The organism is Streptomyces hiroshimensis, from assembly GCF_014650335.1.
GTDB lineage: Bacteria > Actinomycetota > Actinomycetes > Streptomycetales > Streptomycetaceae > Streptomyces > Streptomyces hiroshimensis.
This window is the reverse complement of sequence record NZ_BMUT01000015.1, coordinates 34,970-48,360: the sequence shown is the minus strand read 5'-3', so window position 1 is coordinate 48,360 and position 13,391 is coordinate 34,970. Positions and strand designations below refer to the sequence as shown.

11 protein-coding genes are annotated in these 13,391 nt (G+C 75.5%); 1 reads left to right on the top strand and 10 read right to left on the bottom strand.

Annotation, left to right across the window (positions count from 1 at the left end; genetic code table 11):
• Positions 1–11: 11 nt before the first annotated feature.
• From IE241_RS28260 to IE241_RS28235, 6 genes are all read right to left on the bottom strand, one after another.
• On the bottom strand, positions 12–1,655 hold the full coding sequence (locus tag IE241_RS28260) for a carboxylesterase/lipase family protein (RefSeq protein WP_190024692.1): 1,644 nt from the start codon (positions 1,653–1,655) through the stop codon (positions 12–14).
• Positions 1,656–1,762: 107 nt separating this feature from the next.
• On the bottom strand, positions 1,763–2,074 hold the full coding sequence (locus IE241_RS28255) for a ferredoxin (RefSeq protein WP_308433757.1): 312 nt from the start codon (positions 2,072–2,074) through the stop codon (positions 1,763–1,765).
• Positions 2,068–3,258, bottom strand: a complete 1,191-nt coding sequence (locus IE241_RS28250) for a cytochrome P450 (RefSeq protein ID WP_190024691.1) — start codon at positions 3,256–3,258, stop codon at positions 2,068–2,070. The genes IE241_RS28255 and IE241_RS28250 overlap by 7 nt, the downstream gene beginning before the upstream one ends.
• A 159-nt stretch (positions 3,259–3,417) precedes the next feature.
• The gene (locus tag IE241_RS28245; protein ID WP_229899947.1) at positions 3,418–4,794 is read right to left on the bottom strand and encodes an FtsW/RodA/SpoVE family cell cycle protein; all 1,377 of its coding nucleotides are present in this window, start codon (positions 4,792–4,794) and stop codon (positions 3,418–3,420) included.
• Between the two features lie 71 nt (positions 4,795–4,865).
• Positions 4,866–6,332, bottom strand: a complete 1,467-nt coding sequence (locus tag IE241_RS28240; protein ID WP_229899923.1) for a sensor histidine kinase — start codon at positions 6,330–6,332, stop codon at positions 4,866–4,868.
• A complete protein-coding gene (locus IE241_RS28235; RefSeq protein ID WP_190024690.1) occupies positions 6,329–7,012 on the bottom strand; it encodes a response regulator transcription factor in 684 nt (227 codons plus the stop codon). The genes IE241_RS28240 and IE241_RS28235 overlap by 4 nt, the downstream gene beginning before the upstream one ends.
• Before the next feature lie 173 nt (positions 7,013–7,185).
• Here IE241_RS28235 and IE241_RS28230 point away from each other — a divergent pair, with 173 nt between their 5' ends.
• Positions 7,186–7,671 carry a hypothetical protein gene (locus IE241_RS28230; protein ID WP_190024689.1) on the top strand — a complete coding sequence of 162 codons (486 nt, stop codon included), beginning with the start codon at positions 7,186–7,188 and terminating at the stop codon, positions 7,669–7,671.
• A gap of 553 nt (positions 7,672–8,224) precedes the next feature.
• Here IE241_RS28230 and IE241_RS28225 read toward each other — a convergent pair.
• From IE241_RS28225 to IE241_RS28210, 4 genes are read right to left on the bottom strand one after another with little or no spacing between them, the layout of a single operon-like run.
• Positions 8,225–8,530 (bottom strand): hypothetical protein, encoded by a 306-nt coding sequence (locus IE241_RS28225; protein WP_190024688.1) that lies wholly within the window; start codon positions 8,528–8,530, stop codon positions 8,225–8,227.
• The gene (locus IE241_RS28220) at positions 8,530–10,314 is read right to left on the bottom strand and encodes a peroxidase family protein (protein ID WP_190024687.1); all 1,785 of its coding nucleotides are present in this window, start codon (positions 10,312–10,314) and stop codon (positions 8,530–8,532) included. The genes IE241_RS28225 and IE241_RS28220 overlap by 1 nt, the downstream gene beginning before the upstream one ends.
• Before the next feature lie 55 nt (positions 10,315–10,369).
• Entirely contained in the window at positions 10,370–11,761 is a 1,392-nt protein-coding gene (locus IE241_RS28215; RefSeq protein WP_190024686.1) for a hypothetical protein, read from the bottom strand.
• A complete protein-coding gene (locus IE241_RS28210; protein WP_190024685.1) occupies positions 11,758–13,179 on the bottom strand; it encodes a cytochrome P450 in 1,422 nt (473 codons plus the stop codon). Before IE241_RS28210 ends, IE241_RS28215 begins: the two co-directional genes overlap by 4 nt.
• Positions 13,180–13,391: the final 212 nt, after the last annotated feature.

The following is a 13,391-nucleotide window of genomic DNA, read 5'->3' as shown; positions in this document are numbered from 1 at the left end:
CGCAGTCCGGCTCAGCCCTGCTGCCGGTCCCAGAACCCGCAGTGGTGCTCGGCGCCGAAGCCGATCTGCCGGATGCCGTGCGCGCCGGGCGCGAGGGACTGCGCGAGCTTCCGGTCCCGGAAGGCGGGCCAGTGCGGGGCACCGGAGCCGTTCGGGTCGCCCGTGCGGGCGAAGTGCGTCCAGTAGCCGGTCATCCGGTCCGACAGGGCGCGCTGTGCGCTGCTGAGCGCCCGCTGGGTCGGGAAGGGGCTGAACAGATACGGCAGTTCGAAGGCGTGCGAGGCCCCGTAGGAGAAGCCGGGCACCACCGGCAGGCCGTCCAGGACGGGCGCGTCAGGGTCGGCGAACTCGTACGCGTACACCGGTACGCGCCCGGCCAGCGCGCGGTCGGTCCGCAGCGCCGTACAGGCGAACGCGGTGTCGGTGAGCAGCGCGGACCAGGCCACCGCGGGCGTGGGGTACTTCGCCAGGGGGTACTCCGCCTCGACGGCGCCCGCGGCGGGCCCGAAGGACTCCGCCAGGCGGGCCCGGTAGTCCCGCTCGTCCCGCAGGGGGAACTGCTGCAGGGTCAGGCCCACGAACAGCCGCATCTCGTCGAGGTTCGTGCCCTGGACCACCGGCACCCGGTGGAAGCGGCCGGAGGCGAGGGCGCGCTCCGGCGCCGCGGGCAGCAGGGCGTTGCCGTAGACCGGCTTGTTGAACGCCTGCCCCAGCTCGGGCGTCACCAGCTTCTCCGCGCTCAGCCCGCGCAGGCACTCCAGCGCCCCGGCCCCCTGCGGGCAGCCGAGCCGCCCGGCCGCCGCGGCACCCGCGTCCTGCAGGGTGCGCTGCGGTACGAAGAACGAGGAGCCCGGCGACCCCGGGGCGATCGCGCCGCGGGGGAAGGCGGTCGCGCACGAGCCGCTCTGCAGGACGGCCCGGTGGAAGAGGCCGGCCGCCGTGGGCGACGTGAGCTGGGCGCAGGTGCTGATGGCCCCGGCCGACTCGCCGAACAGGGTCACGTTGTGCGGGTCACCCCCGAAGCGGGCGGCGTTGGCCTGCACCCAGCGCAGGGCGGCCTGCTGGTCGGCGAGGCCGAAGGCGGGCGCGTCACCGAGCCCGGGGTGGCCGAAGAAGCCGAGGACGCCCAGCCGGTAGTTGACCGTGACGACGACGGCGTCGCCGCGCGCGGCCAGGCGTCCGGCGTTGTAGTCGCTGCCGTTGCCGCCGATGAACCCGCCGCCGTGCACCCACACCATGACGGGCCGGCCCCGGCCGGGGGCGCGGCCCGTGGGCGTGGTGACGTTGAGGTACAGGCAGTCCTCCGAGCCGGTGGCGGGACCCGTCCCGAGCACCGGAGTCTGCAGGCAATGGGCGGCGGGCGCTCCCGCGTCCCGTACGCCCTGCCAGGCGCGGGCCGGCTGCGGGGCGCGCCAGCGCAGCGGGCCGGTCGGGGGCGCGGCGAAGGGGATGCCCTCGTACGTGGCGTACGTGCCGTGTGCTCTGCCGCGCACCTGGCCGTGGTCCGTGCCGACCACCGGCCGGTCCGGTGTGCCGGGCCCTTGCCCCGGTGGCGCGGCGGCGGCGACGGAGACGACGGAGGTGACGGACAGCAGGGCCAGGAGCAGGGCGAGGAGAGCCCCGCCCCGGCGGTGCGGGAGCCGGACATGCTGCATGCGTATGTCCTTTCGGCGGGCGGGCGCGCGGTCGGGCCCGGGCACCCGGGTAGGTACCCATCCCGAACCACGCGTATCTCCGCCGTGCACCACTACCTGGCGTCACGTCATGGCCGTGGCCCGACGACCTCCCTTCCTTCGGTGACGGTGATGGCCGCCGCGGGACAGGAGTCCGCCGCGTCCAGCACCGCCTCTTCGGGCTGCGTCGTCGCTCTCAGGGGCCGGGAGCGTTCGCCGTCCAGCGTGAACAGCCCCGGCGCCAGGGCCGCGCAGATCCCCGAGCCGAGGCACGCGCCCCGGTCCACCGTCACCCGCCACGCCGCCGCGCCGTTCGTCCTGCCGTCCGTCCAGCTGTCCGTCCTGCCGTCCGCCGCGCCCCCCGCCGTGCCCTCCGCCGGGTCCGCCACCGCGCTCACCACGCCACCGGCATCGAGCGCGGCCCGCGGACCAGCATCTCCGTCTTCCAGACGATGTCGCCGGCCGGCCGGAGCCCGGGCAGCCGCAGGATCAGGGCCCGCAGCGCCTCCTGGAGCTCCAGCCGGGCCAGCGGGGCGCCGAGGCAGTGGTGCACGCCGTGCCCGAAGCCCAGGTGCTGATTGGCCTGACGGCCGATGTCGAGGGCCTCCGCGTCGGCGAACCGCCGGGCGTCCCGGTTGGCCGCGCCCACGGCCACCAGGACGGCGTCACCCTTGCGCACGAGCGTGCCGCCCACCTCGATGTCCTCCAGGGCGTACCGCGCGAACGACGCGCCCGCGCCCAGCGGGACGAACCGCATCAGCTCCTCGACGGCGCCCGGCAGGAGGGCGGGGTCGGCGCGCAGCCGCTCCACCTCCCCGGGGTGGTCGAAGAGGGTGAGCACGAAGTTGGGCACCTGGGTCGCGGTGGTCTCGTGGCCGGCGACGAGGATGCCCACGCACAGCTCGATCAGCTCGCTCTCGGAGAGCCGGTCGCCCACGTCGCGCGCCTCGATCAGGGCGGTCATCAGGTCGTCGGCGGGCCGGGCGCGGTGCTCCTCGACGAGCCCGGCCATGTAGGCCCGCAGCTCGTCGCGGTTCACCGTCTTCTCCTCGGCGGTCAGCGAACTCGTCGACAGCGCGGCGTCGCTCCACTTGCGGAAGCGCGGCCGGTCCCCCTCCGGCACCCCGAGCAGCCGGCAGATCACGGCCACCGGGATCGGCAGCGCGTAGTCCTCCACCAGATCGGCGGGCGGGCCCGCCGCCACCATCGCGTCCACCAGGCTCTCGGCGAGCGCGCGCACGTCCGGGCGCAGCTTCTCGACCCGCGGGGTGGTGAACGCCTTCGTCACCAGGGTCCGCAGCCGTGTGTGGTCGGGAGGGTCCATGCTCAGCAGACCGGTGTCGCGCGGCCCCTCGCCGCGGCGGGGCTCGTCGCGGTGGACGCCCTCGGCCCGGCTGAACCGCCGGTCGCCGAGGACGAGCCGGGCGTCGGCGTAGCGCGTGACGAGCCAGGCGGGCTCGCCGTACTCCATGCGCACGCGCAGCAGCCCCTCGCCGCTGCGCGCCTGCGCGTACTTCCCGGACAGGGCCAGTCCGGTGGGGTCGTTGAAGGGATAGGCAGTGGGCTCGTCGTGGGAGATGGACATCCGCGCGCCTCTTTCCTGAGTGTCCCTGCTTGTAGGCAAGCCTCGGCAGAGATGGGTGCCTCAGTCAACAAGGCGTCAGCCCTCGCGGGGCCCGGGTGCAGTTCGCCCGCACCCCCTGCCTCGCCGGGCTCAGTGCGCCTGCGCCCGCACCGCCCGGGCTCAGTCCGCCCGCGCCCGCACCGCCCGGGCCCGGCCCGCGCTGTCGCTGATACGGATCAGCAGCGCGACCATCAGCCAGTTGGCGACGAGCGAGGAGCCGCTCTTGGCGAGGAACGGCAGCGCCTTGCCGGTCAGCGGGATCAGCCCCATCACCCCGCCCGCCACGACGAAGACCTGCAGGGCCAGGGCCGCCGCGAGCCCGACGGCCAGCAGCTTCCCGAAGGGGTCGCGCGCGGCCACCGCGGTGCTCAGACCGCGCTGGGCCAGCAGCGCGTAGAGCATCAGGACGACCATCGTGCCGGCCAGGCCCGTCTCCTCGCCCACCGTGGTGAGGATGAAGTCGCTGCGGCCGGCGAAGCCGATCAGCTCGGGGTGGCCCTGGCCGAGCCCGGTGCCGGTGACCCCGCCGCTGCCGAAGCCGAACAGGGCCTTCGCCAGCTGGTCCGAACCTGCCTGCTGGCTGTGCAGCGCCTCGAAGGGGTGCTGCCAGGCGTCGATCCGGCCCTTGACGTGCGGCTCCGCCGAGCCGACCACGACCGCGCCCGCCGACGCCATCAGCAGGCCGCACAGCACCCAGCTGAACCGCTCGGTGGCCGCGTACAGCATCACCACGAACAGCCCGAAGAAGATCAGCGAGGTGCCCAGGTCCCGCTCGAAGACCAGGACGAGCAGACTCAGCACCCACACCGCCAGGATCGGCGCGAGCTGCCGGCCCGGCGGCAGCCGCACCCCCAGCACCTTGCGGCCGGTGAGGGCCAGCGCGTCGCGGTGGATGACCAGATAGCCCGCGAAGAACACCGTGATCATGGTCTTGACGAACTCGCCCGGCTGGAACGACAGCGAGCCGATGTAGATCCACCGCTTGGCGCCGTAGGTGTCGTCGGGGAAGAACGCCGGGGCCATCAGCAGCACCAGCGCGACGGCCATCGTGAGGTAGATGTACCGCTGGAGGCGGCGGTGGTCCTTCAGTGCCACCAGGACGCCCACGCACAGGCCCACGCCGATGACCGTCCACATCAGCTGGTTGGAGGCCGTCGGGTCGGAGGAGTAGCGCTCGCTGTAGGAGAAGTCCAGCCGGTACAGCAGCACCAGGCCGATCCCCGACAGCAGGACGGCCAGGGGCAGGATCAGCGGATCGGCGTACGGGGCCCAGCGGCGCGCGGCCAGGTGCGGCACCAGCGCCAGGCACACCATCGCGCCCGCGAACCCCGCGAAGCCGCCGGGTATCCGGCCGGTCGTCGCGAGGCCGGTGTACGCGTAGCCGAAACAGCTGATCAGGACGGCCAGGGCGAGCAGCAGCGCCTCGCGGTTGCGCCGCGCCACGGGCGACGGGTCCCGCGCCTGCGCACGGTGCTCGTCACGGCCATAGAGGTGCACGGAGTCCACGGTCACACCGATCACTATCGTCGGCGCCGCCTGAAGGAAACCTGAGAATCCTGAGCGAACCTTCAGGAATCGGACCCTCCTCCGGACAGGGGGAACCACGCCACCAGGCGCGCCCCCTCCCCGCCCGGCGCCACGTCGAGGCTCCCGCCGTGAGCACGTGCGATCTCCCGGGCGATGGCCAGCCCGAGCCCGCTGCCGCCGCTCTCCCTGGCCCGCGCCGCATCCAGCCGGACGAAGCGCTCGAAGACCCGCTCGCGCTCCTCCTCCGGGATGCCCGGCCCGTCATCGGCCACTTCCAGCACCGCCCGCCCCGCGGCCGCGTCGAGCGACGCCGTGATCACCACGCGCGAGGCGGCGTGCCGCAGCGCGTTGTCGACCAGGTTCGCCAGCAGGCGCTCCAGCTGGCCCGTCCGGCCGCGCAACGGTACCGGGGCCCCGGCGCGCACCGTCACCGGCACCCGGGCCGCCGGACGCCGGGCCGCCTCCTCGGCCGCCAGCAGCGCGAGGTCCGCGGGCTCCCCGGCCGCCATCGGCGCCCGCGCGTCGAACCGGGCCAGGAGCAGCAGGTCCGCCGCCACGTGCTGCAGCCGCACGGTGTCCTCCAGGGCCGCCCGCACGGCCTCGGGCGACGGCCCGCCGGGCGCGGCCAGCGCCACCTCCAGGCGGGAGCGCACCGCGGCGACGGGGTTGCGCAGCTCGTGCGAGGCGTCGGCCACGAACTGCCGCTGCCGGCCCACCGCGAGCTCCAGCCGGTCCAGCGTGGCGTTGACCGTACGGGCCAGCTGCGCCACCTCGTCGCCCGCCGCCGGCACCGGCACCCGCCGGTCCAGCGCGCTCGCGGTGACGGCGGCCAGCTCGGTGCGGATCGTGGTCACCGGCCGCAGCGCCAGGCCCGTCACCGCCCAGGCGATGGCCGCGGCCAGGGCGATCAGCGGTGGGGCGCTCGCGAGGAGGCCGAGCGCGACGGCGTGCGTGGCGCCGTCGACGTCGTTGAGCACCGTCAGCGCGTACACGTACCGCTCGTGCCGCACCCCGCCCGGCCCCGACGGCGCCGCGGCCCGGACCACCACGACGTCGCCGCGGTCGCCGCCCGTCGACAGACCGCCGGACAGGATGCGGTGGGCCGCGTCGTGCCCGTCCTGCGGCCGCAGCGGGGCGACCTCGCGGGCGAGCGTCTCCGCCGACGGCCGGGTGGTGGCGACCACCGCGCCGTGCGCGTCGAGGACGAGTACGACGTCCACGCCCGTGCGCGGCGAGGCCAGCAGCGAGGGCAGCTCCCCGGCGTCCGCCTGCGCCGCCACCTCGCGGGCGGCCAGCTCGGTACGGCCGGTCGTGGTGTCCAGGAGATTGGCGCGCAGCACCGTGTACAGCCAGGTGCCGCCCACGCCGAGCACCACGGCCATCGCCAGGGCCGCCGCTGCCGCACACCGGCCGCGCAGCGTGCGCGGCAGCTTCGCCCTGCGTGGCAGCTTCGCCCTGCGTGGCAGCCTCGCCCGGCGCGGCGGCTTCGCCCGGCGCACAGCGGTCACGGGCTGCCGCCGTCCGCGGCGATGCGGTAGCCCGTGCCGTGCACGGTCACGATCGTGCGCCGGCCGAACGGTGCGTCGATCTTCCTGCGCAGCGAGGAGACGTACACCTCCACGATGTTCGGGTCGGTGTCGCCGGGGAAGTCCCAGACCTCGTCGAGGATGTCGCGCTTGGCCACCGCCTGCCCGGCGTTCGCCATCAGGTACTGCAGGACGGACAGCTCGCGGGCGGTCAGCTCGATCTCCACGTCGCCGCGCAGGCAGCGCCGCGCCGCGGGGTCCAGCACCAGGTCGCCGGCGCGCAGCGGGGGAGCGCCGCCTGCGCCCCGGCGGCGGCCCAGCGCCCGCAGCCGGGCGAGCAGCACCACGAACGAGAACGGCTTCGACAGATAGTCGTCGGCCCCGGCGTCGAGCCCCTCCGCCTCGTCGTACTCGCCGTCCTTGGCGGTCAGCATCAGCACCGGCGTCCACTGGCCGAGCCCGCGCAGCCGGCGGCAGATCTCGTACCCGCTGGGGCCCGGCAGCATCACGTCGAGCACGATCACGTCGTACACGCCGGTGAGCGCCGCCTCCAGGCCGCGGTGGCCGTCGTGCACGGTGTCCACCAGATGGCCCTCGGCGGTCAGGCCCTGCCGCAGGGAATCGGCCAGCCCGGTCTCGTCCTCGACTATCAGAATGCGCACGTCCCAAGCGTCACATATGCCACGAGAAGCACTTGCGGCGTGCCCTGCCGGGCTCGCGCGTGATGTCCCGCACACTCGAAGACATGGCCGTAACCGCCTGATGACCGCCGGGTTGACCCGGGGGAGAGCACGCAGCAACGCACCCCGCCACAGGACGGAGCAGTGGTACATCCATGAGCAAACGCCAGAAGGGCCGCAGGCACCGCAGGGTCAACCGCACACCGCGCCCGGTCGGCGCGGCCGTCCGCCGCCGTTCCACGGCCGCGGTCCCGCAGCCGGCCGTCGCGCATACGGCCGCGCAGCCCGCCGCGTCGGCCGCCCGGCAGCCGGTGGCGCAGAAGGCGCCGGAGCAGCCCATGGAGCAGGCGGCGGCGCGGCCCGCGGCCCGGTCGGCCGCGGTGCCGGAGCGTGCCGCCGCGGAGCGCGCCGCCCCGCCGGCCGCCGCCCCCGGGCTCGGCCGGCACGCCGCGCGCACCTGGGAGAGCCTGCGGACGTGCGGTGCCGCGGGGGCCTCCCTGGAGGAGCTGTGCGCGGCGGCCGGATATCAGCCGCGCACCGTCACCAAACACGTCCAGGGCCTGGCGGACCAAGGCCTGGCCGAACTCCGCGCCGACCGCTGGTACGCCCGCGAGCCGGCGGGCGCGCTGGCGGCCCGTTAGGGCAGCGCCGGCCTGCCGCAGCGTCGACACCACCGGGCTCCACGGCTGTGGTTGCCCGCCGCGGCGGCGGTGGAAAGGGCGCGGGGCGCCCTCTCATACCGCCGCCGCGGCGACTGCTCGCGGCGACTGCTCGCGGCGACTGCTCGCGGCGACTGCTCGCGGCGACTGCTCGCGGCCCGCTGCGGCGGAAGAACCTCCCGCCGCAGCGGCGCGCGACCGCGGCGGTGCGGGTCCGGCGGAATCCGGGGTATGGGCACGGCCGCTGTGGGACCGACGGCCGTGACGGTACGGTCAGGCCGGCCGCCGAGGGCACGGCCGAGGACGACGGGGCCGGTTTCGGCCGCTGCGGCCGGAAATCTCCCCGCCGCAGCGATGCGCGACCACAGCGGTGCGGGTCCGGCGGAATTCAGGGCCCGGGCACGACCGCTGTAGTGCCGGCTTCGGCCGCTGCGGCCGGGAGTCTCCCCGCCGCAGCCGCGCGTGACCACGACGGCAAAGGCCCCCGCGGAAGCGGAACGGCGCCGTCACCCGTGCCCGGGCCCGCCCGGGTGGGCTAGTGCCATCGGGGCCGGCCCGGCCCACCCCGGCCGCCGGAGCCGTCCTCCGCGAGCCGTCGGTCCAAGGCGGCCAGAACCGCCTCGTGCCGGGCCAGGGCCTCGGCCGCGCGTTCCAGCGAGCGCGCGGCCGTCTCGGCGCGGTCCGCGTGGGCGATCATCCGTTTGTGCAGGGCCGCGCCCTCCGCGCCGAGCGAGGCCACCTCCTCGGCGCTCGAGCGCAGCCGGGCCGCCTGCTCCCGCAGCGAGCAGGCCTGCGCCCGGACGGGCTGCGACCAGGGCGCGTGCTCCGCGCCCGCGCCCATCACCGGATCCCCCCGGGCCGCAGCATCCGCCAGGGCGCGAACGCATTGCGCACCCCCTGCAGCGCCGGGGCGAGCTCCGGGTGGTGACGCATCAGCACGTCGGTCATGCCGGTGCGGTCGATCCACTCCATGCCCTCGGGGGTGTAGACCTCCGGGCGGTAGTCCCGGGTGAAGAAGCGGTCGCTCTTCAGCCGCCGGGACGCCATCAGGACGAAGACCCGGAAGGCCGTGTCGCTGAACGCGAACCCCCGCGGCCGCTGTTCGGCGTACAGGCCGACCATGGTGTCGACGCGGTCCAGCCGGCCGTCGTAGACCTCGCGCAGCTCGGCGGCGAGCCCCACGTCACCACCGGTCAGCTCCTCGAAGCCGGAGACCGGCGGGCGGTGCAGCGCGGCCCGCAGCGCGGTGTAGCGGGGGACGCCCCGCTCGCGGTCGCGCAGGATGTCCACCGCGCCGACGTCGACGTGTTCGCCGGAGATCCGCACGAGGTCGCGCAGGCAGTCGGGGTGGTTGTGCAGCGTGATGTCGCCGGGGTTCATCACGCCGAAGGAGTACAGCAGGTCGGCGAGGCCGTACTTGTCCACCGCCGGCCGGGTCGCCAGCGCCTGCAGCTCGTCGAAGCCCGTCCGCTCGACGAGCGCGCCCGTGCGGTGCGAGTGGATCGCGTACTCGTCGCGGATGAGGGGGTGCAGCCGGTAGGCGGCGACGAACTCCTCGGTCATCGCATACGGCGCGGTGTGGTGGTTCGTGGGCGAGCCGGGGATGCCGAACAGTGACTCGCCGGTGCCGAACCGGCCGACCCGGCGCCGCACCCGGGCGGGCAGGACGCCGTACCAGTTCATGTGCATGGCCGCCCGGGTGACGGGGTGGGCGACCACCCCCGGGGTCCACTCCACGGTATGGATCTTCGCCATGACCGCGGCGTTGACGAGCCGGGCCGTCTGGAAGAGCCGCTCGTCGCCCCAGGTGGGGTGGGCGGCGGCGATCCTGTCGCAGATGGCGTTGTGCTCCTTGGCGAAGAGCGTGTGCAGCAGGGACAGCCCGACCCAGTAGTTGTCGTTGAAGCCCGTGAGGTCGATGCCGGACAGCCCCGGCGCGCTCTCGTCGGGCAGCCGGCCGTTCGTCAGGGCGAGCTTGCCCCGCTCGCCCGTGCGCAGGGACCGGCAGCGCTCCTCGCTCGAACCGTAGAGCTGGGAGCCGTCCCACCAGTGGGTGACGGTGTTCTCGTACGTGGGCGGGTGCGCCGGGCCGGTGGCATCGGGGCGCCGGGCGGGGTCGGGGCGGGAGCGGCGTACGAGCATCGGGCACTGCGGCCAGTCGTCGTCGGCGGCCAGCGGCACGTCCAGGGGGCCGTCGGCCTTGTTCTCCCCGTGGGTGAACCAGCCGTGGTTCTGGAACTGGATCCAGGCCGCGGCCAGCAGGTTCAGGCCCGTGGCCGGGCGGAAGCCGGAGCGGCGGCGCAGCAGCTGCCGGCTGACCTCGCGGGGGCTGGGCGAGAGCAGGCCGCCGTCCTCGGGCTCGGGGAAGGTCTCCGGCAGGGCGCAGTTGCGGTCGAAGCGGGTGCCCGCCCGGCCCATGTCGGCATCGGAGGGGTCGTACCCCGAGCCGTCGTAGCTGCGGTGGGGGAGCAGCTCGGCGGTGGGCGTACGGGGGCGCTCCCCGCCGGCCCCGTAGGTGTCGTGCAGATTGTGCGCCCGCAGCAGCTGCCGCTGTCTTCTGAGCTCCAGCAGCGCGAGGGGGAAGGGAAGGGAGTGCCACTCGCGGCGGCGCGGTACCGGCGTCATCGACAGTTCTCCGTGAGGGTTGCAGAAGGTGCTTCGGACACGCGGGCGCACCGGCCTATCCGCCCGGGAGGCGGTGGACGACGGTCCGCCCGGCCCGGCCCCGGTAGGGGGCGAGCAGCTCGTCCACCCGGTCGCGGGCCTCGGGGGCGGTCTTGTCGAGGCTCTGGGCATAGGCCTCCGCGCCGTGGCACTGCGGGACGTCGTACGAAGGGTCCGCCCAGACGATCTCCAGCAGGCCCGAGGGCGGGGGGAGGACCGGGACGGGGCTGTGGCCTCCCAGACGGGGCGTCAGGTCGTGCTCCTCGGCGAGGGCCACGACGCGGGTGCGGGGGTCGTGCGGGCGCCGGGGGGCCGCCGGGGAGCCGACTGCGACGACGTGCGTGAGCCGCAGACGGGTGCCCGCCTCCGGAGCCCCGGCCAAGCGGACGGCCGTCACCCCGCCGTGGCCGTGCCCGACGAGCGCGACGGGCATCCCTTCCGGCACCGAGCGCAGCAGGGCCTCGTGCACGGCCCGGGTGTACGGGGAGTCGCCGCGGCCGAGCTCGGTGACGGCCCCGACCAGCTCCTGCGGGGAGGCGGTGCGCGGCAGGACGAACGCCGGCCCGGGCAGCAGGACCAGACAGCGGGCGACGCCGTCCGGGCCGGTGACGTGCCGGGTGAGCATCCTGCCGTGGCCGAGGGCCGCCAGGTTGCGCAGGTGGGCGGTGATGCCGCCGCTCTCGTCCAGGCCGTCGAGGAACGCCGGGTCCGGCGGCTCGGCGACGGCCTTCTCCCGGCGACGGCTCCGGAGCGCGCCGGACCGGGCCCCGCCCCGGGGGCCAGGCAGGGAACCGTGCTCCGTCGGGGTGCCCGTGATGGTGTGCCAGGCCGCCGCGTCGTTGAACGGGTTCGCGTCCGCCAGGGCGCTCCACGCGCTCACCTCGCCGAGGGCGGGGGCGAGCGCGGCCAGGGTGTGCCCGGCGCCCCGGACGCGCAGGCGCTCCCCGAGGATGCGCAGGGCCAGCTCGGGCAGCCCCGCCTCGACGGCGACGAGCAGCCGCCGCACCGGGCCTTGCGCCGTGAACTCCGCGTGCCGCGTCGCGCACAGCCGGATTCGCAGCCGCAGCGCGGTGGCCGCGAGATCGGAGGCGAGGCTTCTGCGGACGGCCGCCGCGCCGGCCAGCCGGGCGACCTGGCCGGCCCGCCCGCCGTCCGGGGCGTAGCCGAGCCCCGCGGGGTCGGTGAGGCCGTGGGACAGGGCCTGCGCCGCCCGCAGCCCGCGGCGGGGCGAGCGGCCGATGGAGGCGAGCAGCGCGGGGTCGGCGGCGACGGCGGTGACCGCGAGACCGGCCGCACGGACGGCCCCCGCGGCCTCGCCCAGCTCGCGGGCCACGGCGGCGAGCCGGGCGGCCGCCGCCTCCCGGCCGGCTCCCGTGTCCCGGGAATCCGGCGTGCCTTCGGTCGTCATGCGCCCTCCTCCGGCGTACGGGCGGCGCGGATCCCGATCCGCAGCCGCGAGGTGTCGAAGGTGTACGGAAGCGGCCGGCCGGGGGCGAGGCGGACCCCGGCGACGGCCAGTTCGCCGCCGCGCAGCAGCTCGGCGACGAACGCCGTGGCCAGCTGCAGGCCGAGCTCCATGCCGCTGCACTGGGCCTCGCCCCGGCTGAAGGGGCTGACCGCCCAGTCCCGGTCGGCGGTGCCGTCCAGCCACTTCTCGGGCGCGAACCGGTGGGCGTACTCGATCCGTTCGCCGTCGCGGGCGTGGAACGCCGCCGGCACGAGGACATTGACACCGCCCGGCGCGACCGAGTCCCGCCAGCGGGTCTCGCCGGTGGTGCGGCGCGCGAGGCCGGTCACCGGAGGCCACAGCCGGGCCGCCTCCTGCACGCAGGCGCGCAGGTAGGGCATGCCGAGGAAGCCGGGGACCGTGCGCGGCCCGTGTGTGCGGTCCGCCGCCCGGATCTCCTCCATCACGCGCTCGTGGTGGCGCGGGTGCGCGGCGAGCAGGGCGAGTGTCTGCACGGTGACCGCGCTCAGCGCACCGAGGGCCATGAACCAGTGGCTGACCTGGCACTCCGGGGCGGTCTCGGGGCCGCGGGGAGCAGCCGCGAACAGCCCCGCCAGGCTGCGCGGATCGGCCTCGTACAGATAGCGGGCCTGACGCTGCATCATTCTGCGGCGGAGCCGGCGGGCGCGGCGGCTGCGCCAGCGGCGGGCACCCATCCAGTTGGCCTCGGCGAGCAGCTCGCCCAGGAGCCGGGAGAACTCCTCGTCCTCGGCGGCCGCCTCGCCCAGGAAGCAGCGGCGCCCCACGCGCTCGAAGCTCTCGCGCAGGGCCTCCGGGCGCAGCCCGGCCACCGCCTCGGGGCCCAGCAGGGCCGCGGCCTCCTCGCCGGCGACCCGCAGGAAGCGGTCGGCGAGCCGGTGCACCGGGCAGCCGGCGTCCAGGACCGCGTCGTTGAACATCCGGCGCACCACGCGCTGACGGCCGTGCGAGGCGACCAGGGTCTCGGGCTGGACCGATGCGAACCCGCTCACCTTCTCCCAGGTGTCGACCGCGTAGACCCCCACCGGCCCGGAGAGGACCTGCCGGGCGTCGTCCGCGTCGAGCACGAGGAGGGTGGGGCCGGCGGCGCCGCGCACCATGACCGGGCCGCGGCCGTGCCGGCGCCGCATCCGGCGCATGGCCTCCAGGCCGTGCCGGGCGGTGTCCGCCCGGGCGAGGAGGGCGGCGATCCGGGGCCGGGAGCGGAAGACGCCCTTGAGGTAGTTGGGGAGGAAGTAGACGAGGGTGAGCCGGAGGTTCTCCCCCGCGGAAGCGGCGGGCAGCGCCGTCCCCCGGCCCGTACCGACCCCGGGCGCGCTGTAGCTGTAGAGGTGACTCATCCCTGGGCCTTCCCCCGGTCGCGCGGCCCCTCGGGCAGCGCCTCGATCGTCATGCGTCGGACCCCATGAGGTTGAAGTGATCAGTGGGAGGGGGAGCATTGCCACTTCCCGTCCGGCGGAGTCATCAGGTACGAACATCACCCGAGTTTTCATCCCCCGGGGTGAATCGGGCGGTTGATGTTGTCGCCCGGCGTTTGGCAGCCGTGCCGCAA

Coding starts and splice junctions, on each gene's coding strand:
- IE241_RS28260 (WP_190024692.1), bottom strand. CDS start 1,655: ATGCAGCATGTCCGGCTCCCGCACCGCCGGGGCGGGGCTCTCCTCGCC.
- IE241_RS28250 (WP_190024691.1), bottom strand. CDS start 3,258: ATGTCCATCTCCCACGACGAGCCCACTGCCTATCCCTTCAACGACCCC.
- IE241_RS28230 (WP_190024689.1), top strand. CDS start 7,186: ATGAGCAAACGCCAGAAGGGCCGCAGGCACCGCAGGGTCAACCGCACA.
- IE241_RS28225 (WP_190024688.1), bottom strand. CDS start 8,530: ATGGGCGCGGGCGCGGAGCACGCGCCCTGGTCGCAGCCCGTCCGGGCG.
- IE241_RS28220 (WP_190024687.1), bottom strand. CDS start 10,314: ATGACGCCGGTACCGCGCCGCCGCGAGTGGCACTCCCTTCCCTTCCCC.
- IE241_RS28215 (WP_190024686.1), bottom strand. CDS start 11,761: ATGACGACCGAAGGCACGCCGGATTCCCGGGACACGGGAGCCGGCCGG.
- IE241_RS28210 (WP_190024685.1), bottom strand. CDS start 13,179: ATGAGTCACCTCTACAGCTACAGCGCGCCCGGGGTCGGTACGGGCCGG.